Origin of the sequence: Kosakonia sp. CFBP8986 (assembly GCF_034044935.1) — a bacterium.
Classification (GTDB): Bacteria; Pseudomonadota; Gammaproteobacteria; order Enterobacterales; family Enterobacteriaceae; genus Kosakonia; species Kosakonia cowanii.
This window is the reverse complement of the sequence record NZ_JAXCXB010000001.1, coordinates 782,342-802,609: the sequence shown is the minus strand read 5'-3', so window position 1 is coordinate 802,609 and position 20,268 is coordinate 782,342. Positions and strand designations below refer to the sequence as shown.

At 56.6% G+C, this 20,268-nt stretch carries 18 protein-coding genes; 9 read left to right on the top strand and 9 right to left on the bottom strand.

Going from position 1 to position 20,268, the window contains the following annotated elements:
- Positions 1-269: 269 nt before the first annotated feature.
- A complete protein-coding gene (locus tag SOM48_RS03695) occupies positions 270-884 on the bottom strand; it encodes a flavin reductase family protein (protein ID WP_054804079.1) in 615 nt (204 codons plus the stop codon).
- Positions 885-978: 94 nt separating this feature from the next.
- Between SOM48_RS03695 and rlmF the strand changes: the two genes are divergently transcribed.
- Positions 979-1,914 (top strand): 23S rRNA (adenine(1618)-N(6))-methyltransferase RlmF, encoded by a 936-nt coding sequence (gene rlmF / locus SOM48_RS03690; RefSeq protein WP_128483335.1) that lies wholly within the window; start codon positions 979-981, stop codon positions 1,912-1,914.
- Here the strand turns inward: rlmF and ybiO are convergent.
- The 6 genes from ybiO to rhtA all read right to left on the bottom strand — a co-directional run bounded on the left by ybiO (position 1,904) and on the right by rhtA (position 8,525).
- Positions 1,904-4,141, bottom strand: a complete 2,238-nt coding sequence (gene ybiO, locus SOM48_RS03685; RefSeq protein WP_139568132.1) for a mechanosensitive channel protein — start codon at positions 4,139-4,141, stop codon at positions 1,904-1,906. The two genes, rlmF and ybiO, sit on opposite strands and share 11 nt — an antisense overlap.
- 115 nt (positions 4,142-4,256) lie before the next feature.
- Positions 4,257-4,979 (bottom strand): glutamine ABC transporter ATP-binding protein GlnQ, encoded by a 723-nt coding sequence (gene glnQ, locus SOM48_RS03680; protein WP_023481528.1) that lies wholly within the window; start codon positions 4,977-4,979, stop codon positions 4,257-4,259.
- Positions 4,976-5,635, bottom strand: coding sequence for a glutamine ABC transporter permease GlnP (gene glnP, locus SOM48_RS03675; protein ID WP_023481646.1), 660 nt, complete (start codon positions 5,633-5,635; stop codon positions 4,976-4,978). The genes glnQ and glnP overlap by 4 nt, the downstream gene beginning before the upstream one ends.
- Positions 5,636-5,721: 86 nt before the next feature.
- A complete protein-coding gene (gene glnH, locus SOM48_RS03670) occupies positions 5,722-6,468 on the bottom strand; it encodes a glutamine ABC transporter substrate-binding protein GlnH (RefSeq protein ID WP_076769592.1) in 747 nt (248 codons plus the stop codon).
- A gap of 368 nt (positions 6,469-6,836) precedes the next feature.
- Positions 6,837-7,340, bottom strand: coding sequence for a DNA starvation/stationary phase protection protein Dps (dps, locus tag SOM48_RS03665; protein WP_023481476.1), 504 nt, complete (start codon positions 7,338-7,340; stop codon positions 6,837-6,839).
- Positions 7,341-7,634: 294 nt separating this feature from the next.
- Positions 7,635-8,525 (bottom strand): threonine/homoserine exporter RhtA, encoded by an 891-nt coding sequence (rhtA, locus tag SOM48_RS03660; protein ID WP_076769593.1) that lies wholly within the window; start codon positions 8,523-8,525, stop codon positions 7,635-7,637.
- Between the two features lie 358 nt (positions 8,526-8,883).
- Between rhtA and ompX the strand changes: the two genes are divergently transcribed.
- Entirely contained in the window at positions 8,884-9,399 is a 516-nt protein-coding gene (gene ompX, locus SOM48_RS03655; protein ID WP_023481426.1) for an outer membrane protein OmpX, read from the top strand.
- A gap of 69 nt (positions 9,400-9,468) precedes the next feature.
- On the opposite strand, the gene SOM48_RS03650 is transcribed toward ompX, so the two are convergent.
- Both SOM48_RS03650 and mntS read right to left on the bottom strand, forming a co-directional pair.
- Positions 9,469-11,058, bottom strand: a complete 1,590-nt coding sequence (locus tag SOM48_RS03650; RefSeq protein ID WP_128483332.1) for a phosphoethanolamine transferase — start codon at positions 11,056-11,058, stop codon at positions 9,469-9,471.
- Between the two features lie 277 nt (positions 11,059-11,335).
- Positions 11,336-11,467 (bottom strand): manganase accumulation protein MntS, encoded by a 132-nt coding sequence (mntS, locus tag SOM48_RS03645; RefSeq protein ID WP_054804083.1) that lies wholly within the window; start codon positions 11,465-11,467, stop codon positions 11,336-11,338.
- Between the two features lie 186 nt (positions 11,468-11,653).
- Between mntS and mntR the strand changes: the two genes are divergently transcribed.
- The 7 genes from mntR (at position 11,654) to SOM48_RS03610 (ending at position 20,252) form a co-directional block, all read left to right on the top strand.
- On the top strand, positions 11,654-12,124 hold the full coding sequence (mntR, locus tag SOM48_RS03640; protein WP_023481508.1) for a manganese-binding transcriptional regulator MntR: 471 nt from the start codon (positions 11,654-11,656) through the stop codon (positions 12,122-12,124).
- Positions 12,121-13,230, top strand: coding sequence for an anion transporter (locus tag SOM48_RS03635; RefSeq protein ID WP_128483331.1), 1,110 nt, complete (start codon positions 12,121-12,123; stop codon positions 13,228-13,230). The genes mntR and SOM48_RS03635 overlap by 4 nt, the downstream gene beginning before the upstream one ends.
- A gap of 101 nt (positions 13,231-13,331) precedes the next feature.
- A complete protein-coding gene (locus SOM48_RS03630) occupies positions 13,332-14,441 on the top strand; it encodes an HlyD family secretion protein (RefSeq protein WP_200135712.1) in 1,110 nt (369 codons plus the stop codon).
- On the top strand, positions 14,438-16,009 hold the full coding sequence (locus SOM48_RS03625) for a DHA2 family efflux MFS transporter permease subunit (protein WP_076769596.1): 1,572 nt from the start codon (positions 14,438-14,440) through the stop codon (positions 16,007-16,009). The genes SOM48_RS03630 and SOM48_RS03625 overlap by 4 nt, the downstream gene beginning before the upstream one ends.
- Before the next feature lies 1 nt (position 16,010).
- On the top strand, positions 16,011-17,534 hold the full coding sequence (locus SOM48_RS03620; RefSeq protein ID WP_289743129.1) for an efflux transporter outer membrane subunit: 1,524 nt from the start codon (positions 16,011-16,013) through the stop codon (positions 17,532-17,534).
- 100 nt (positions 17,535-17,634) lie between these two features.
- Positions 17,635-18,675 carry an aldo/keto reductase gene (locus tag SOM48_RS03615; RefSeq protein ID WP_320511454.1) on the top strand — a complete coding sequence of 347 codons (1,041 nt, stop codon included), beginning with the start codon at positions 17,635-17,637 and terminating at the stop codon, positions 18,673-18,675.
- 200 nt (positions 18,676-18,875) lie between these two features.
- Entirely contained in the window at positions 18,876-20,252 is a 1,377-nt protein-coding gene (locus SOM48_RS03610) for a glycoside hydrolase family 1 protein (RefSeq protein ID WP_076769599.1), read from the top strand.
- Positions 20,253-20,268 lie beyond the last annotated feature (16 nt).

Here is a 20,268-nt window from a genome sequence, read left to right as displayed (position 1 = left end):
GACAGACGGAATCATCGTATAATCCGGGCCGACTGAAGTAAAAAGTGTCACCCATGTGACCGGTCAGATCTGTAACCCATGTGACCGGTTCATACACGGTCCCCCCCTTGTCCCGTTCACCGCATAAGAGGTCAATGAAACCCCACCACGTATGGTGAACGGAACCCTTCCACCAATGCCACATGTCAGGCTCATTGCCGGATGGCGCTCACGCTTATCCGGCCTACGCCGTTTCAGAGATAATCGTTTTAATAGCCTGGCGGAGTAGATTAACGATTATCCGGCCTGACCAAATCGAAACGCTGATCCTCGCTAATACCGTAATAAGCGGACGGCCCTCCGGCGCGCAGCACCGGCTGCGCCTTCGCCGTCTGGTAGATGCCCTCTTCGAGCAGCGATTCATCAATATGCACCGCCACCACTTCCCCCAGCACCAGCCAGCTCTCAATCGGGCTGCCATCGGCGGCGGTGAGTTGAATGCATTGCGAAAGACGGCACTCAAAGTTAACCGGGCTTTCCGCCACGCGCGGGGCGCGCACCAGTCGACTCTCTGCCGGGGTCAGCCCGGCGCGGGCGAACTCATCTTCGCCGTGCGCCAGCGATGCGGAGGTCTCATTCATCTGTACCGCCAGATCGCGGGTGGTTAAGTTCCAGACAAACTCTTTGCTCTCAACGATATTCTGCACGCTATCTTTCCAGCCGCTGCTGGCAAAACCAATGATCGGCGGGCGGTAGTTAAAGCAGTTGAAGAAGCTATAGGGCGCCAGGTTGCGGCGGCCTTGCCCGTCCAGCGAGGCGATCCAGCCGATAGGGCGCGGGCCGACAATGGCATTCAGCGGGTCGTGCGGCAGGCCATGACCTTTCGCGGGCTCATAAAAATACATAGCGTCTCCTGATGGCAAAAAGTTTCTTCAGGCTCCCTTATTTACCCGGCTGGCGTCAACGGGTATCTTACGCCGCTGTTAACAGGAGAATGCCATGAATGCCCAGAAGCCGGGTCTGCACCCGCGTAACCGCCACCACAGCCGCTACGACCTCGACGCCCTGTGCGCCGTCAACCCGTCGCTGCGCGCCTTTATCACGCGCAATCCGAACGGGGAAGAGACCGTTAACTTTGCCGATCCACAGGCGGTGAAAGCCCTGAACAAGGCGCTGCTGGCGCATTTTTACGGCGTGCGCGAGTGGGATATCCCGGACGGCTTTCTCTGCCCGCCGGTACCGGGCCGCGCGGATTATCTGCACCACCTCGCCGATCTACTGGCAGAGAGCGATAACGGCACTATTCCGGCACAGGCCAGCGTGCTCGATATCGGCACCGGTGCGAACTGCATCTATCCGCTGATTGGCGCCCATCAATATGGCTGGCGGTTCACCGGCAGTGAAGTCAACGCCGAAGCCTTTGCCAGCGCGCAGGCAATCATTGCCGCCAACCCTGGCCTGACCCGCGCGGTGCGCCTGCGTCGCCAGAAAGATATGGCGGCGATCCTCACCGGCATCATTCATAAAAATGAATCTTACGATGCCGTTATCTGTAACCCACCTTTCCATGACTCGGCGCAGAGCGCACAGGCGAACAGCGAGCGCAAGCGACGCAACCTTGGCCAGTCTGTGACGGACGCGGCGAACTTCGGCGGCCAACAGCAGGAGCTGTGGTGTGAAGGCGGCGAAGTCGCCTTTATCAAGACGATGATTGCCGAGAGCAAGCAGTTTGCCCGCCAGGTGCTGTGGTTCACCTCGCTGGTGTCGCGCGGCGACAACCTGCCGGAACTCTACCGCGCCTTGACGCAGGTCGGCGCAGTAAAAGTGGTGAAAAAAGAGATGGCGCAGGGGCAGAAGCAGAGCCGCTTTATCGCCTGGAGTTTCCTCGACGAGGCCCAGCGTAAACGCTGGGCACAGAGCCGGTTTAAAGGGTAGGTTGTGCGGGCGGCGTACCGGCGTTCGCCGCTGGTTGCGCGTGCCCGATCCCTTCCGGTGCCGACACCATCTGGTAGGTCTGCACCGGCGGGCGCACGTGGGCGAGGTCGAAATGTTTTTTCACCATCGTGTCGAGGGCGAAACGCACCGTCCACTGTTTTAGCGGCAGGGTGGTGAAGGTGACACGCAGCGTAAAGGCGGTGTTGGTCAGCCCAACCAGCCCGGCAAAGTTCGGCTCGCCGATAATCAAACCGCGAATCTCCTCCTGCTCCATCAATTCCGCCACCGCATCTTTCAGCGCCTGATTGGCCTTATCGGTATCCTCATGACGATCAACATCGTAGTTCGCCACCACTGAGCCAATCCCGCGTACAAAGTTGGCGAAGGTGGTGATCGATGACCACGGGATAATGTGATACGCGCCGGTATCCTGACGCACGCCGACGGAACGAATGGTCATCCGCTCCACCGTGCCGGTAAGCGGGCCGATGGTCACCAGATCGCCGGTATTCATCCCATTCTCGAACTGAATAAATATGCCGGTGATAATATCCTTCACCAGGGTTTGCGAACCAAACGAGATCGCCAGCCCCAGCGCCCCGGCACCCGCCAGCAGCGGCGCGATATTCACTCCAATCTCTGAAAGCACAATCATCACCGTAATGGTGCTGATCACCACCGCCAGTGCGTTGCGAAACAGCGTCAGCAGGGTACGCGTGCGCGCGCTGGGCAGCGGGCGGCCGTGAATATCGGATGTCAGGCGGTTCTCAATAATCGTCGCCAGCAGCGTCCAGCCGACGGCGGAGAAGAAGAGGATCAGCGCAATGCGGATCAGAATATCGACCGCCTTCTCCCCGGCACCATAATTGAGCCAGTGCCAGAAATCGAACAGTCCCCACGCGCTTAACAGCAGCAGGATGGTGGTGCAGACCACCAGGAAACGGGCGGTCTTCATCGAGGCGGATAACCAGCCGTTAAGCCGCTTTTGCAACTCCGGATAGTTGCGCTGCACCTGCGGCGACAGGGTGATGGTTTTATCGAGCCAGCGCGACAACACGCCGGAGATAAACGCAGAGACGCTGAGGATCGCCAGGCTGCTCAACGACGCGCCCATCATAAACTTCAGGCTGTTGCCCGGATCGAACAGCGAGAAGAAGAAAAGCACGATGAAGTAGGCGCTGGCGAGCCAGTGCCACACCAGCGCAAAGGCGCGGATAAAGAGGCTGAAGAAGGCCAGCGAGCGGTCTGCCAGCAGAATCAGGTTGTGCTGGATCTCGCGCTTGTTATGGAAAATAAGGTAGAGCGCCCAGAGGGTGATACAGAGCATGATCACCACGTTGGCGAGCGCGCCGAACTGAATGTTCACCTGATTGGAGATAATCGGCACCGCCACCAGCAGCCCATAGCCAATCAGGCTGCTGAGCGCGCTCAAACGCAGATGCCAGTAGCGCGCCGTTTCATCACGAATATGAAACGGGCGCAGATCGGGAATGCGCGGGCAGAAGATAAGCCGCAGAATCGCTTTGAAAAACTCAATCAGCGCGAAGGCGTTAAGAAAGAGGCTCTGCTGAAAAGCGATAGTGCTGTTACCGCCGGTAAGATTGGCGCGCAGCACCTGGCCGACAAACAGTGTCAGCGCCAGCAGCATGATGTCGATAATAAAAGCCCCGACGATCATCGACGGCAGCTGTAGCCAGTTGCTGCTGTCGCGGTTTTTACGCCGGCCCCAGGCGCCCATGCGGCGGTAAACCGGCGAGACGCAGAAACGCACTGTCCACCAGAAGGCGAAGACCAGCACCGCGAGCAGCATGAAGTGGCTGGCGGCATTGGTGAAGGTTTGCGGGTTAAAGGCTTTGTGCGGCGAGCCGGTAATATTGCGCCACAGCTGGGCAAAACGGGTCGAGAGCGCCTCGCCATAGTAATCCGCCACTTCGGTAACCTTCTCCAGCACCGTTTTCTGCTCTTCAATGGCGGGCGGCGAGATTACCGGCACCGGCTCCTGCGGCGGCGTGGTGGCGACTTTACGCAGCTGGTCGATCAGCTCTTTGCGTGATTCGTCATTCTCCAGCACATCGGCCAGTGCGCCATAGGCCGCTTTTTTCTGTTCAACATCGGGTTCGCTGGTTTGCGCAGAGGTGGAAGTGGTGGTTGCGGCGGTAACGCCGGGTATCGTCGCGGCCTGAAGCGGCGCGCACAGCAGGCTAATCAGTAACAAAATCCACGGCATAGCTCCTCCGGTGAGAAAATCCCGCAAAGGGATAAGTATAGGTGCCGGAGTAGGGCGGGATAAAATTGCGCACAATCCGCAAAAGAAAAACCCCTCCGGCTGGAGGGGTTAGCTGTCAGGAGACGTGCTGCAGGAACTCCTGCAAACGCTGGCTGGGCGGATTCTCAATCAGCTGCTGCGGGTTGCCATCTTCGGCAATGCGGCCCTTATCAATGAAAATCAGACGCGAGGCCACTTTTTCGGCAAAGCCGATTTCGTGGGTCACGATCACCATCGTCATCCCCTCTTCGGCCAGATCCTGCATCACTTTCAGCACTTCGTGACGCAACTCCGGATCGAGCGCCGAGGTCGGCTCATCAAACAGCATCATCTTCGGTTTGACCGCCAGCGCGCGGGCAATCGCCACGCGCTGCTGCTGGCCGCCGGAGAGCTCTGACGGGTAGTGATGGGCGCGCTCAGCGAGACCCACTTTCGCCAGCAGCGCTTTCGCCTGCTTTTCCGCTTCCGCTTTGTTGGTGCCGCGCACGCGCAGCGGGCCAAACATCACGTTCTCCAGCGCCGTCAGGTGCGGGAAGAGGTAAAACTGCTGGAACACCATGCCCGCTTCCTGGCGGATCAGGCGCTCATCCACTTTCGGGTCGTTGACCTTCAGACCATCAACAATCAGATCGCCTTTGGTGATCTCTTCCAGCTTGTTGATGCAGCGCAGCAGGGTCGATTTACCGGAGCCGGACGGCCCGATAATCACCACCACTTCGCCCTGAGTAATATTGAGGTCGATATCATGTAGCACCTGGGTTTTACCGAAGTGCTTGGAAACGTTTTTAAATTCAATCACAGGATTTTCATCCTTTTTTCAAGACGGCGAAGCACGATGTTCAGTGCCTGGGTAATGATGAGATAGATAACCCCGACGGCGGTCCAGATCTCCAGCGCGCGGAAGTTCCCGGCGATGATCTCCTGGCCCTGGCGGGTCAATTCAGCCGCGCCGATAACAATAAACAGCGAGGTATCTTTGATACTGATGATCAGCTGGTTGCCAAGCGGCGGCAGCATACGGCGCAGCGCCAGCGGCATAATGACGTGGCGAATGGTTTCGCGGCGCGACAGACCAAGCGCCATGCCCGCTTCGCTAAAGCCTTTATGGATCGACAGCACCGAACCACGGGTGATCTCGGCAATATAGGCGCCGGAGTTGATCATGATCGTCACCACCGCGGCGGTGAAGGTGTCGATGCGCAGATCCGGCAGCGCCATCGGCAGGGCGAAGTAGATGTACATCACCTGCACGACAATCGGCGTGCCGCGGACAATTTCAATAAACACGAGGGCGACGTGGTTTGAGATCCACCCGCCGTAGGTACGGGCTAAACCAGCCATCAGGCCGATAACGATACCGCCAGCCAGACCGAGGATCGAGATCCACAAGGTCATTTTGGCCCCGTCCAGTAGAAGCGGAATGGCGGGCCAGATGGCGCTCCAGTCAAACTGCATGTGATTAATTCCTGTATACCGTAGAAGAGACAAATAGCGCGGGGACGAAAGCCGCCCCCGACGTTTAACCTGTTACTTTTTAATAATTATTTAGGCTCAGAACCGAACCATTTTTTGTAGATTTCGTTGTACGTACCGTTCTCACGCAGGGTTTTCAGCGCGCCGTTCACTTTCTCACGCAGATCGTCGCTGCCTTTCGGGAAGGCGATGCCGTACTGCTGCGCTTCCAGAGAGTCGCCTACCGCTTTAAAACGACCGTTGCCGGCAGTTTTGATGAAGTAGAGGATGTTTGGCGTGTCGTGCAGAACCGCGTCAGCGCGACCGGTACCCAGTTCCATGTAAGCGTTATCGATGTTCGGGAACTGGCGCAGATCTTTGGTTTTGATATTCGCTTTCGCGTAATCCACGGAGCCGGTGCCGCTCTTAACTGCGATCACTTTACCGTTGAGATCTTTCGCGCTTTTAACGTCGTTGTTGTCGGCTTTCACCATTACCAGCAGGCCGCTTTTGTAGTAGCCGTCAGAGAAGTCGATCGCTTTTTTGCGCTCTTCAGTAATGGTGATGCCCGCCAGTGCAACATCAACGTTTTTGGTTTGCAGCGCAGGGATGATGCCGCTGAAGTCCATCGGCTTCAGTTCATAATCCAGCTTCAGCTCTTTCGCCACGGCAGCCCACAGGTCGATGTCGAAACCAACGTACTCATTGCCTTTTTTGAATTCGAAAGGAACGAATGCAGTATCGGTAGCCACAACCAGTTTTTTATCAGCAGCCTGAGAAGAAACAGCAAAGGCGAGAGCGAGTGCGGCAAGGGAGAATTTCAATACAGACTTCATAGTGTTTCCTTTTGTATCGGGGGAGCGAGCCCCTGCGAGAATGAACGCAGTATGAAAAAATCATGCCAGGTTTACAACCTATTGTTTTGTAAAGGCGAAGCTTTAACCGGTTGCACAATAAGTGTAGCAATGACACCGCAATGCACCATTTTGAGTCACTCTTTTGGTGCGCTCGCGCGCGATTGTCGGCAGTGCTGCTATTTAGCGCACAACGTGGGCGATAAACAATCACTTATTAACAATTTTGTGATGAGATAATTACGAAGCGGTAACTTTCTGGTGGGAAGGGGGGAGAAGTGTTGCACCATAAAAGTGCAAACCCCCGCACCGGAGGCGCAGGGGTCAGAGCGATAACAAAAAGATCTGGCTTATTCGATGTTAGCTTCGATAAACCACAGGTACTGATCCAGATCGCGGGAAGCGGCGGTAAAGATATCTGCGGTATCTTCATCTTTCGCTTCGGTGATGGCTTTACGCAGGTCGTTCGCGACAACCGCGTAACGATCGGCCAGCTCTTTCAGATGATCCTGCACGCTGTGAATGTCCAGCGGGTAGCTTTTCAGTGCCGTTTTGCTGTTGATCACCTGAGTGGTACCCAGTGCAACACCGCCCAGCTGAACCGCGCGCTCTGCCATGGTATCAAGGTGCGTTACCAGCGAAGTACGGAACTGATCCAGCATTTCGTGCACGCCAATAAAGTTCGCGCCGCGCATGTTCCAGTGGGCCTGCTTGGTGATCAGAGACAGGTCAGTGAAGTGGATCACCTGGCGATTCAGCAGCTCAATGGTCGCTTGTTTGTCGCTGTCCGATACATCGTTACGGGTATAAAGCAGATTAGACGCTTTCGTTTTTACCAGTTTAGCGGTACTCATAATCCATATCCTCTTGATGTTTGTGTCCCAGGTAATTACCGGAACTAAGTATAGCACCAGATTAACCGTCGTCGGTTTTGGCTATGCCTATCAGTTCGATAGCGTGATTTAAATATAGGTCACGATTTCGAAAACGCGCAACTAATCGAATGAAATGTAAGATAAATCTAATAAAGAGACAGCAGATAACTAAGAATGATTCTAATTAATAAAGAATTTACTTAAAGCGTAAAAAATAATGTCAAAGGTCTGAATGAATATTCAGCATGAGCGAAATCTCATGCTGAATAATTATTATTTACCTATATCCACTTCTTTTATTGTGGTCTCGCGGCGCAGGGTTAATGTCGACCCCATCGAGGCAATCACAATCGCCATTAAGGCCAGCACCTGCTGGAGCGCAAGCGTCTCACCGAGGAAGATCATGCCCGAGACTGCCGCGAGTGCCGGCTCCATGCTCATCAGCGTGCCGAAGGTGCGCGTCGGCAAACGGGTGAGGGCGATCATCTCAAGGGAGTAGGGCAATGCAGTCGACAGAATCGCCACCGCAATGCCGAGCGGTAAAATCGACCAGTGCCATAAAACGTCGCCCGCCTGAAACGCGCCAAGGGGGACAAAGACGATAGCGGCAATCAGCGAGCCCAGCGCCACCGTCGCCGGGCCGTGATCCTCGCCCGCGCGTTGCCCGCTCAGAATATAGATAGCCCAGCAGGCCCCCGCGCCGAGTGCAAATGCCGCGCCGGTTAAATCAACATGCGCCACATCCTGGCCCAGCGGCAGCAGATACCACAGCCCGAGCACGGCGAGGATCACCCAGATAAAATCGACCGCCCGTCGCGAAGCGAAGAGGGCGACGGCCAGCGGACCGGTGAACTCCAGCGCCACGGCCACGCCGAGCGGCACGGTCTGGATCGCCAGATAGAACATGTAGTTCATCGCGCCGAGCGACAGGCCATAAAAGAGCAGCGGCAATCGCTGTTCACGGGTAAAGCGCAAACGCCAGGGTTTAAAAACAATCACCAGGATAAGCGTGCCGAGTGCAAGACGCAGCGCGGTAACGCCGGGCGCGCCAACCAGAGGAAAGAGCGATTTCGCCAGCGACGCCCCTCCCTGAATCGAGGTCATCGCGATAAGCAGAATGATAACCGGTACCCACACCGGCAGTTTACGCGGCAAAACAGGCATCCCTTCTCCGTTAAGTGTCAAATGAGGCAGAGCCGTCAGTCTACTTGAAATAGTATTCAGACGGTTGATGGTTGGTTGTAAAAAAGGCTGAAAAAATCCGTATAATGACCATCGGGCGGTCGATTATTGGCCTGTTTATTTAAGAATAATCTGGATGAACGAATTCCAGAACAGGTACCATAATAGTCCGACTCTTGAGAAAAGTGCTTTTTAATGAATGAGTTGTTAAGAGGCGGAAACTTTCTGTTACATGAAAGAACGCTTTAGACTCTATTTCTCTCAAAGAGTTTCCTTATAATTTTTGATATATTTAAATGCGTAGTACCCAGGATTTCTTGAAGCACATTTGAGGTGGATTATGAAAAAAATTGCATGTCTTTCAGCACTGGCCGCTCTTCTGGCGGTTTCTGCAGGTTCCGCAGTAGCATCAACTTCTACTGTTTCCGGCGGTTATGCTCAGAGCGACGCTCAGGGTATTGCTAACAAAACCAACGGTTTCAACCTGAAATACCGTTACGAGCAGGATAACAACCCGCTGGGCGTTATCGGTTCCTTCACCTACACCGAAAAAGATCGTACTACCGGTGAAGGCGTTTATAACAAAGCTCAGTACTACGGCATCACTGCTGGTCCGGCTTTCCGCATCAATGACTGGGCGAGCATCTACGGTGTAGTTGGTGTTGGTTACGGTAAATTCCAGCAGACTGCTGACGTTGCTAAAGTGTCTGACACCAGCGACTACGGCGTTTCTTACGGTGCTGGTCTGCAGTTCAACCCGATGGAAAACGTTGCTCTGGACTTCTCCTACGAGCAGAGCCGTATCCGTAGCGTTGACGTTGGCACCTGGATCGCTGGTGTTGGTTACCGCTTCTAATCGCTTTTGCGATAATAAAAATCCGCCTCAAGGGGCGGATTTTTTTTTGCCTGCAAAAAGCATAGACCGTTAACGGGTGCTGCGCGTGTCGAACAGGTCGGTCCCTAGATGGTTATAGTCCACTTTCTGTAACTTAAAGTTGGTCACGTAGACGGGCCCCGCTTTTTTCCCCGAGATAAACGGGTAGGCATTTTTGATCTGCGTTGCGGTAATCCCGGTCCACTGCGAGAAGAAGCTCAAAAAGTCGTTGGCTGAGCGGCGCGCTTTTATCAGACGATGTTTTGTCGCATCGCTTGAGACCACCATAAACGGCACCTGGAAGTTCTGCTGAAAATGGTCGTCATGCGCGAGATACTGCACCTCTTTGCCGCGCTCTTTAAACGCCAGACCATGATCGGAGAAGTAGACCATCGAGAAGCTCTCGCCGCTGTTGCGCAGCTGGGAGTAGATCTTGCCCAGCAGATCGTCGGTTTGCGTGATGGAGTAGAGGTAGCAGGAGGTCTCTTTCGACTGCACAAACTCGTTGTACTTGCCGCCGGTGCGATCGCACGCCTGCGGATGCGACCCCATCAGATGCAGCACAATCAGCTGCGGTTGATTACGCCGCACGCTCAGCACCTGGTTGGTAAGCTTTAACAGATCCTCATCGCGGGTGTTTTTATCCGCTTCAAAGTCGCCCCGTTTCAGGAACTGCACTTCATCGGCGCGCTTCGCAATGCTGGCGATGGCGGTGTCATATTCGCCAATCTGCCCCTGGTTTGAGAACCACCAGGTCTGGAAACCAGCGCGGCTCGCCAGCGTGACAAAGTTATCCTGATACTGCGGCTTGTCGTTGACCACGCGGTTTAAGGTCAGGCCGAGGGACTTCTGTGTCGATCCGCTGGCGGCAATATAGTCGGTAAAGAGATCGCCATTCACCTGGCTGGCAAACGGCGTATTGTTCCAGTGCCCACCAAAAGCGCCCAGCGCATCGCGGCGCGCGCTCTCGCCAATCACCACCACATAGACGTGATACTTCGGGTTAACTGCGGTGACCGTCCAGGTATCTTTCATCCCGGAGAGCTGCGCCATGTTCTCCTCTTCTACCTTCACTTCGTGGTAGTTGTAGGCGACATCGCGCACAAAGCGCAGCACCGGCACGCCGGTGTCGATCAGGCGGAACTCAAAGCCGCGAAAATGGTTTTGTACCGGGCCGATAAAGTAGGAAGCGACGCAAAAGATCACGCCCAGCGTGTCCCACTTCAGCCACGGCGTCGAAGGCACCAACACCCGGCGGCGCAGCGCAATCACACCCAGCGCGAGGATGCCAACGCTAATAACGTAGTGATACCACGGGAAGATGGTCAGAATTTCTGACGACTCTTCGATATTGGTCGAACGCAGCGCCAGCAGGGTGTTGAAGTTGGGCGCGCCATAAGCCTGGCCAAACGGAAAGTAGCTGGCGGCGACCAGCGTGGTGATGGTCAGAAAGATTTTTTGCGCGCGCGGCGCATGACGCCAGAGCACGCAGAGCGCGCAGGTGGAGACCACTGCATAGAGCACGCTGAATTCGTAGCCAAGGGCAAAGTTAATTAATAGTGACTGCAGGAAATAGAAACCAATCCACGGATTGATCGACTGACCGCGCAGGGCAACGGACTCTTTAAGGATTACGCTCATAGATGATTTCGTGAAACGCCATGTGCTCACCCTGGCGTAAGGGTCAAAACCTGCCGGACAGCGCGCTGAGAGGGGGAGGGGATCCGCGTCTGCGGTGCGCATTGAGTGCAGGGCTGCGCAAAGATAAAGCGCGGCGGGTTTAAGGTCAACAGCAGCTAAGAGATTGTTTTGCGAGAGTGATTGCAAATCCAGCAAAATTACGCGGATTTTGGGGAAAACAGGTCAGTATGAAGCGATAAGATGACAGAAAAATGAAGCGGCGTACCGCGACGCCGCATCAGTGGGTAGGTTTATCTTCGTTCGGCTGCGGCTTACCGTTGACGATATCGCACAACATATTGAGCAGCATTAAACGGACTTTAAAGGGAGAGTGGCTAAACACGCGCATACACCTCTTGAACTCATTCATTGTCACCTCCTGATGATTAGGACCCCTTCGATCCATGAAAGGTGAACGCATTACATACAGATATAGCACAGGCTATATTACATAGCTACGGCTAATACGTTAATTTTTTGTACTGATTCACGGATGGTTTACAATGCGCCTCTCTTATATGATGCTGCACAGCGTCTCACCGTCAGGGGAAGCACTATGAACCGTCGCGCAGGTAAGCAAACAATAAAAAAAGTGACGCTGGTTAATGTCGAAGAGCATGTCGAAGGTTTCCGCCAGGTCCGCGAAGCGCACCGCCGCGAGCTTATTGATGACTATGTTGAACTCATCTCCGATCTGATCCGCGAAGTGGGGGAAGCCCGCCAGGTGGATATGGCCGCGCGCCTCGGGGTGTCGCAGCCCACGGTGGCGAAGATGTTAAAAAGGCTCGCCTCGGTCGGTCTTATTGAGCAGATCCCATGGCGCGGCGTCTTTCTCACCGCCGAAGGGGAGAGGCTGGCGCAGGAGAGCCGCGAGCGTCACCAAATCGTTGAGAGTTTCCTGCTGGTGTTAGGCGTCAGCCCGGATATCGCCCGGCGCGATGCGGAAGGGATGGAGCACCACGTCAGCGAAGAGACCCTTGAATGTTTCCGTCGTTTCACGCAGCAACACGAGACGCCATCTGAATGAACCTCCCTTTTATTCGCGCCCTGGCGCGTGACCGCTTTCTCCACCTGTTACTGTTAATTGGCGTCGCCTTATGCTTCTTTGTGCCCTTTGCGCCAAAGAAGTGGCCCGGTGCCATCGACTGGCACACCATTATTACCCTCAGTGGGTTAATGCTGCTGACCAAAGGGGTGGAGCTGAGCGGCTATTTTGATGTAATTGGCCGACGCATGGTGCGCCGTTTTCAGCACGAGCGTCAGCTGGCTATTTTCCTCGTGCTGGCGGCGGCGGTGCTCTCTACCTTCCTGACTAACGATGTGGCGCTGTTTATTGTTGTGCCGCTGACCATCACGCTAAAGAAGCTGTGCGAAATTCCGGTTAACCGGCTGATCATTTTTGAAGCGCTGGCGGTCAACGCCGGATCGCTTTTAACGCCTATTGGTAACCCGCAGAACATCCTGATTTGGGGCCGTTCGGGGCTCTCTTTCCCGGCCTTTATCTGGCAGATGGCACCGCTGGCGCTGGCCATGATGGTCACTTTGCTGGTGCTCTGCTGGTTCTGCTTCTCCGCGAAAGCGCTGACTTACCATAGCGGGCAGAGTTCGAGCGAGTGGAAACCGAAGCTGGTCTGGAGCTGCCTCGGCTTCTACCTGGTCTTTATCACCGCGCTTGAGTTGAAGCAGGAGCTGTGGGGGCTGGCGATTATCGCCGTCGGCTTCCTCTTTCTGGCGCGCCGGGTGGTGATCAGCGTTGACTGGACGCTGCTGCTGGTTTTCATCGCCATGTTTATTGATGTCCATCTGCTGACCCAGCTGCCAGCGCTGCACGCGACGCTTGCCAGCACCGGCCAGCTTTCACCGCCTGGCTTATGGCTGACCGCCATCGGCCTGTCGCAGTTTATCAGTAATGTGCCGGCGACTATTCTGCTGCTCAACTATGTGCCGCCCGATACGCTGCTCGCCTGGGCGGTTAACGTCGGTGGTTTTGGCCTGCTGCCGGGATCGCTGGCGAACCTTATCGCCCTGCGCATGGCAAACAATCGCCGCATCTGGTGGCGCTTCCATCTCTACTCCATGCCGCTGCTGGTGTGGGCTGCGCTGGTGGGATACGGATTACTCTTAGTCATATAGTGCTGATTTGTCAGTTTATCCTGGCAAATGTATAGCAACCGCCTAAGTTTAGTAAACGGCGCACCCTCGGCGCCGTTACCTGACAGGAACGTTGCGAGATTATGGCAGAAAAGAGAACTCAACCTGACGACGTTCAGGACGACGAAAAAGAGCAGCAAGACGACAAACCCCGCAAACGCCCCGGAAAGAAGCCGCTGATTATTCTCGGCATTGTCGTCGTAGTGATGGTTGTTGTGGCGCTGGTGTGGTGGTTATTAACCCGCAACCAGGAGACCACCGATGACGCCTTCACCGACGGCGATGCGGTGACCATTGCGCCAAAAGTGGCGGGCTACGTCACCGATCTGCGGGTGAAAGATAACCAGCGGGTGAAAAAGGGCGATCTGCTGGTGGTGATCGATCCGCGCGATGCCACTGCTCAGCGCGATCAGGCGCAGGCCCAGCTTGGGCTGGCGACCGCGCAGCTTCACCAGGCGCAGGCGCAGCTCGCGCTCTCCAAAGTGCAGTACCCGGCGCAGCGGGATGAAGCCCGCGCGCAGGTACTGAAAGCGAAGGCCGACCTGGCTAACGCCGAAGCCGCGTATAAACGTCAACGCGGTGTCGATCCCCGCGCGACCACCCAACAAAACATTGATACCGCTAATGCGCAGTTGCGCAGTGCCCAGGCGCAGCTTGCCAGCGCGCAGGCGCAGCTGGAAGTAGCCGAGCAGGTGCAGTTGCAGATCCGCCAGCAGGAGACCAACGTCGAGGCGCGCGAGCAGCAGGTCGCGCAGGCGAAAGCGCAGCTGGAAACCGCCAATCTCAACCTCTCGTGGACTAACGTCCGCGCGCCGTTCGATGGTTATGTCACTAAGCGTAATGTGCAAAACGGTACGCTGGTGCAGGCCGGAAGCGCGCTCTTTTCGCTGGTCTCCCAGGAGGTGTGGGTGACGGCGAACTTTAAAGAGTCGCAGCTGGAGCGCATGCGTCCGGGTAATAAAGTGACAGTCACCGTCGATGCCTGGCCGGATCTGGAGCTGGAAGGGCATGTCGACAGTATCCAACAGGGGAGTGGCTCGAAGTTCGCCGCCTTCCCGTCGGAAAACGCCACCGGTAACTTTGTGAAGATTGTTCAGCGCGTGCCGGTGAAGATCGTTATCGATAAGGGGCTGGACCCGAACAAACCGCTGCCGCTCGGCCTCTCAGTTGAACCGAAGGTTACGCTGGAATGACCGACCACAGTCATGAAAACTGGCGTCCGGCCAGTAACCCGTGGGCGGTGGCGTGGGTCGTCACCCTCGCGGTGTTTATGGAGATCCTTGACACCACCATCGTCAACGTGGCGCTGCCGCACGTCGCCGGGTCGCTCTCTGCCAGTTATGACGAATCCACCTGGGTGCTGACCAGCTACCTGGTGGCGAACGGTATTGTGCTGCCCATCTCGGCATTTCTTAGCCGCACCTTTGGCCGCAAACAGTTTTTCCTTATCTGCATTGTGATGTTCACCGTCTGCTCCTTCCTGTGCGGTATCGCCACCGAGCTGTGGGAGATCATTCTGTTTCGTATTTTGCAGGGCTTCTTCGGCGGCGGCCTGCAACCGACGCAGCAATCGGTGCTGCTGGACTACTTTAAACCGGAAGATCGCGGCAAAGCCTTTGGTCTCTCCTCCATCGCCATTATCGTCGCTCCGGTGCTCGGCCCGACGCTGGGCGGCTGGATCACCGATAACTACTCCTGGCGCTGGGTTTTCTTTATCAATATCCCGGTGGGCATCGTTACGGTGCTGGCGATCTATCAGCTGCTGGAAGATCCGCCGTGGGAGCGTAAATCAAAACAGAAACTCTCCATCGACTGGCCAGGCATTGGCCTGATCGCCCTCGGTCTTGGCTGCCTGCAGGTGATGCTCGATCGCGGGGAAGATGAGGATTGGTTTAACTCCGACTTCACCCGCATCTTTGCGGTGCTGACGGCGGTAGGCATTGTCGGCGCGATCTACTGGCTGATGTACGCCAAAAAGCCGGTGGTCGATCTGCGCTGCATGGCTGATAAAAACTTTACCGTCTCCAGCCTGTTGATGGCCGGGATGGCGATGATCCTCTATGGCAGCTCGGTGGTGATCCCGCAGCTGGCGCAGCAGGATCTCGGTTACACCGCTACCTGGTCAGGGCTGGTGCTCTCGCCGGGGGCCATATTGATTGTGTTAACCATTCCGCTGGTGCTGAAGCTGATGCCGGTGGTGCAGACGCGCTGGATCATCGCCTTCGGCTTCTTCTGCCTGGCCGCTTCATTCTGGTGGACGCGCTCGCTCACCCCGGATGTTGATTTTGAAACGCTGGTGCTGTTCCGCAGCGCGCAGTCGATCGGGCTGGGCTTCCTGTTTGTGCCGCTCACCACCATCGCCTTTATCACCATTCCGCGGCAACTGAATGCCGATGCGGCGGCGCTGTTTACCATGTTCCGTAACGTGGCGGGATCGATCGGCATTTCGCTCTCAACGGCGGCGATCACCGAGCGTTCGCAGGCGCACATGTCGCACCTCTCCGAACACACGTCGCCCTTTAATGAGCAGTTCCAGCTGGCGCTGCGGTCAATGGCGGAGTCGGTGCGCAACTTTACCAGCCTGGCGGGCGATCCTTTCTCTAACGCCACCGGACAGATGTACAAAGCGATGGTCGCCCAGTCGCGCATTCTGGCCTACATCGATGTCTTTACCATCCTCAGTGTGGTGGCGGTTCTGTTGATCCCATTTTGTCTATTGCTTTCGCCGATCAAGAGCGAAGGCAGCGCAGGAGCACATTAATATGGCATGGCGTCATTTTCCCGTTACCTTTCTGTCACTGTGCCTTGCCGGGTGCGCGGTCGGGCCAGATTATCAGCCCGCGCAGCCGCAAACCCCGGCGCGCTGGAACGATCCGGGTGATGCGTCGGTAAAATCCCGGGCGACGCCGCAGGCGGTTAACCCGCGCTGGTGGACAACCTTTAACTCGCCGCAGCTTAATAGCCTGATTGAACGGGCGATTGCCGGGAATCTATCCCTGCAACAGACGGTGCTGCGCATTGCCGGTGCCCGTGAGCAGATTAACCAGGCGGGCGGCGCATTTCTGCCGGCGGTGAATGGCTCGCTACAGGCGACGCGGCAGCAGCTGGGGCTGGAAGGGGAGCTGAAATCCCATGATGTCTACGGCCAGCTGGAGAATGCCGATCCGGCGGTCAGCGGCGCGCTGGGCGCGTTAACCCAGCCGGTCAATCTCTACCAGGGCAGCTTTGATGCCCAGTGGGAGCTGGATTTGTGGGGCAAAGTGCGGCGTCAGGTCGAGGCCACCACCGCCCAGCAGCAGCAGGCGATTGAGCAGCGTAACGATGCGCTGGTGTCGCTGGAAGCGGAAGTGGCGCGCGCCTGGCTGCAACTGCGCGGCGCGCAGAGCATTATTGCCTCACTGAATACGCAGATTCAGAGTGCGCAGGAGACATTCACCCTGACGCAAAACCGCCAGCAGGGCGGGCTATCGCCGCAGCTGGATGTGGAGAATGCCCGCGCCCAGGCGGCGAACCTCGAAGCGCAGCTGCCGCAGTACCAGGCGCAGGAGCGCCAGGCGATGAATGCGCTGGCGGTGCTGCTCGGCAAAACGCCGGGCGCGCTGGATAGCGAACTGCGCGGCACGCAGCCGCTCCCGGCCTTGCCGGACGTGGTGCCAACCGGCATTCCTTCCACCTTAGCGCGCCGTCGACCGGACGTGCGCGAAGCGGAAGCGACGCTGCATGCCGCGACCGCGCAAATCGGCGTCTCCGTCGCGCAGCTCTTCCCGAGCCTGACGCTTAGCGGCCAGTTTGGTCTGCGCAATAGCGAAACCAACTGGCTGACGGACTGGAGCAGCCACTTCTACAGCTTTGGCCCGCAGGTCTCGATCCCTATTTTCCAGGGCGGACGGCTGGTGTCGAGCGTCAAGCTGGCGCGCGCGCAGCAGGGTGCCGCGGTGCTCAACTATCGCCAGACGGTGCTCAGCGCGCTGAACGATGTCGAGAATGCGCTGGTCAGCTACCGTGCCGATCAGCAGCGTGAAGCGAGCCTCGATAAGACGCTGGAAGCGTTGCAGAACGCCTTTTCGCTGGCCAGCGACAGCTACCGCAAAGGGATTGCCAGCTTCCTCGATGTGCTCGACGCCCAGCGCCAGCTGGCGCAGGCGAGCCAGCAGCGCGAGCAGGCGCGGGTGCAGAGCAGCCTCGATCTCGTCGCGCTCTACAAAGCCCTCGGCGGCGGCTGGGAGCCGTACCAGAACGTGCAACTGCCTGATTACAAAGTCTTTGGCGACGCGCCGCGCGGATAATCAGAGGATTGGGCAAGAAACAGGCAGGATCCCCACATTCGCCGCGCAGGCACGGAGCGTATAACTGATTGCGTCAAACAACCGATGAGGAGACGCTACCATGCGCTACAAAAAACTGGGCAATACCGGACTGTTTGTTTCTGAACTCTGCCTCGGCACCATGACCTTCGGCGGTCAGGAGGATATGTGGGGGAAAATCGGCCAGCTACAGCAGGCACAGGCTGAGGAGCTGGTTGGCCGCGCTCTCGATGCCGGGATCAACTTTATTGATACCGCTGATGTTTACTCCGGTGGACGCTCGGAAGAGATCACCGGGCAGGCGTTAAAAAACCTGAAGGTGCCGCGCGAAAATGTGGTGGTCGCTACCAAAGTCTTCGGCGAAACCGGCAGCGCTGGCGTCAACTCGCGCGGCAGTTCGCGCTTTCACATTATTCAGAGCGTGAAAGCGAGCCTCAAGCGCCTGCAACTCGATCATATCGATCTCTATCAGCTGCACGGGTTTGATCCAGCGACGCCGATGGAAGAGACGCTATACGCCCTCGATACGCTGGTGCAGCACGGGCATGTGCGCTATATCGGCGTCTCCAACTGGGCGGCGTGGCAGATTGCCAAAGCGCTGGGCATCTCTGAACGCCTCGGCCTCGCGCGTTTTGCTTCGCTACAGGCTTATTACACCATTGCCGGGCGCGATCTGGAGCGTGAGCTGGTGCCGATGATGCAGAGCGAAAATGTCGGGCTGATGGTCTGGAGCCCGCTGGCAGGCGGCCTGCTGAGCGGCAAATATAGCCGCGACGGCAAAGCCGAAGCGGGCGGTCGCCGGGTGGAGTTTGACTTCCCGCCGGTGAATAAAGATCGCGCCTTCGACTGCGTGGATGTGATGCGAACTATCGCCGACAGCAAAGGCGTTAGCGTGGCGCAAATCGCGCTGGCCTGGCTGCTGCATCAGCAGGCGGTGACCAGCGTGATTATCGGCGCGAAACGCCCGGAACAGCTGGATGATAACCTCGCCGCAACCACCGTGCAGTTGAGCGACGAGGAGCTTAAACAGCTTGATGCCGTCAGCGCGCTGCCAGGCGAATACCCCGGCTGGATGCTGGAGCGTCAGGGCGAGTATCGCCGTAATCAACTGAATCAGCAGTAATTTCCCTTCAAGCATAAATCACAGGCCAGTGTAGCGTTCGCGCTAGCCGGCCTGTTGCCTCTTCCACCCTTCATCTCAACTGTTTCGCACAATTCTTTCGAAAAGCGTCACAAAACCGCGCTTCTCTCTTTGCCTGTTTTTTCGCCATTCGCTATATGACTAGTCATATATACGAAATGACTAGTCATGGAGAAAGCGCAATGAGCAGAACATTACCGACCGGTTTTTTATGGGGCAACTCTGTCTCCAGCATGCAGACCGAAGGGGCGTGGAATGAGGGCGGAAAAGGGATGTCGGTCTACGATATCCGCGAGGCCAGCGAGTTTGCCTCCGACTGGAAAGTCGCCACCGACTCCTATCACCGTTACGAGGAGGATTTCGACCTGATGCAGGATCTGGGCATGAACTGCTACCGCTTTCAGATCGCCTGGAGCCGCGTCTGCCCTGAGGGCGATGGTGAATTCAATCAGGAGGGCATCGATTTTTACGCGCGCTTTATTGATGGTCTGCTGGCGCGCGGCATTGAGCCGATGGTCTGCCTCTACCATTTCGATATGCCGCTGGCGCTGGCGGAAAAGTATAACGGTTTTGTTGACCGCCACGTGCTGGACGCCTTTGTGCGCTATGGCCAGAAGATGATCGACTGCTTCGGCAGCAAAGTGAAGTACTGGCTCACCTTCAACGAGCAGAATATCTACCATATGCCCGGCGCGTTTCAGGTTGGCGGCTATATGCAGGGCGAGAAAACCCTGCGTGAGCTTTACCAGATCCAGCACCACGTGATGATGGCGCACGTGCTGCTGACCCACTATCTGCACGATACCCAGCCCGGCAAACTGATGGGCGGTATGCTGGCGCACCAGCTGATCTACCCGGCCACCTGCAAACCGCGCGATATCTTCTGTGCCATGCAGTATGACGAATTCCTCAATCAGAACCTGCTGCGCGTCTACGCCGGGCAGGGTTACAGCCCGGCGGTGATGGCAGTAGTGGAAAAAGAGGGCTTCGGCGATATCTACCGTGATGAGGATTTGGCGCAGATTGCGCGCGTCAAAAACGACTTTATGGCCTTTAGCTATTACGCCAGCAAAACCCTGGATAGTGACGCCATTGGCACGGATACGCCGGTCAACTACTACCTGCACGAAGGCGACAAGCCCAACCCTTATCTTGAGGCGACGGAGTGGGGCTGGCAGATCGATCCCCTCGGTTTTCGCGCCATCATTACCCGCTACTACAACGACTGGCGACTGCCGGTCTTCCCGATTGAGAACGGCATCGGTGTGATTGAGGAGTGGGACGGCGTCAACCCGATTGATGATGAGTACCGCATTGCCTATCACCGCGATCACCTGCAGGCGATGCAGGATGCGATGTTTGAAGATGGCGCGCAGGTGATTGGCTATCTCGGCTGGGGGCTTATCGACATTCTCAGTTCCCAGGGCGATATGCGTAAACGCTACGGCGTGGTCTACGTCAACCGCGATAACCACGACCTGAAAGATATGCGACGCGTACCGAAAAAGAGCTACCGCTGGCTGCAACGGGTGATCCGTAGCAACGGGCGTGACATGTAACGCAGTGATAAGAGGG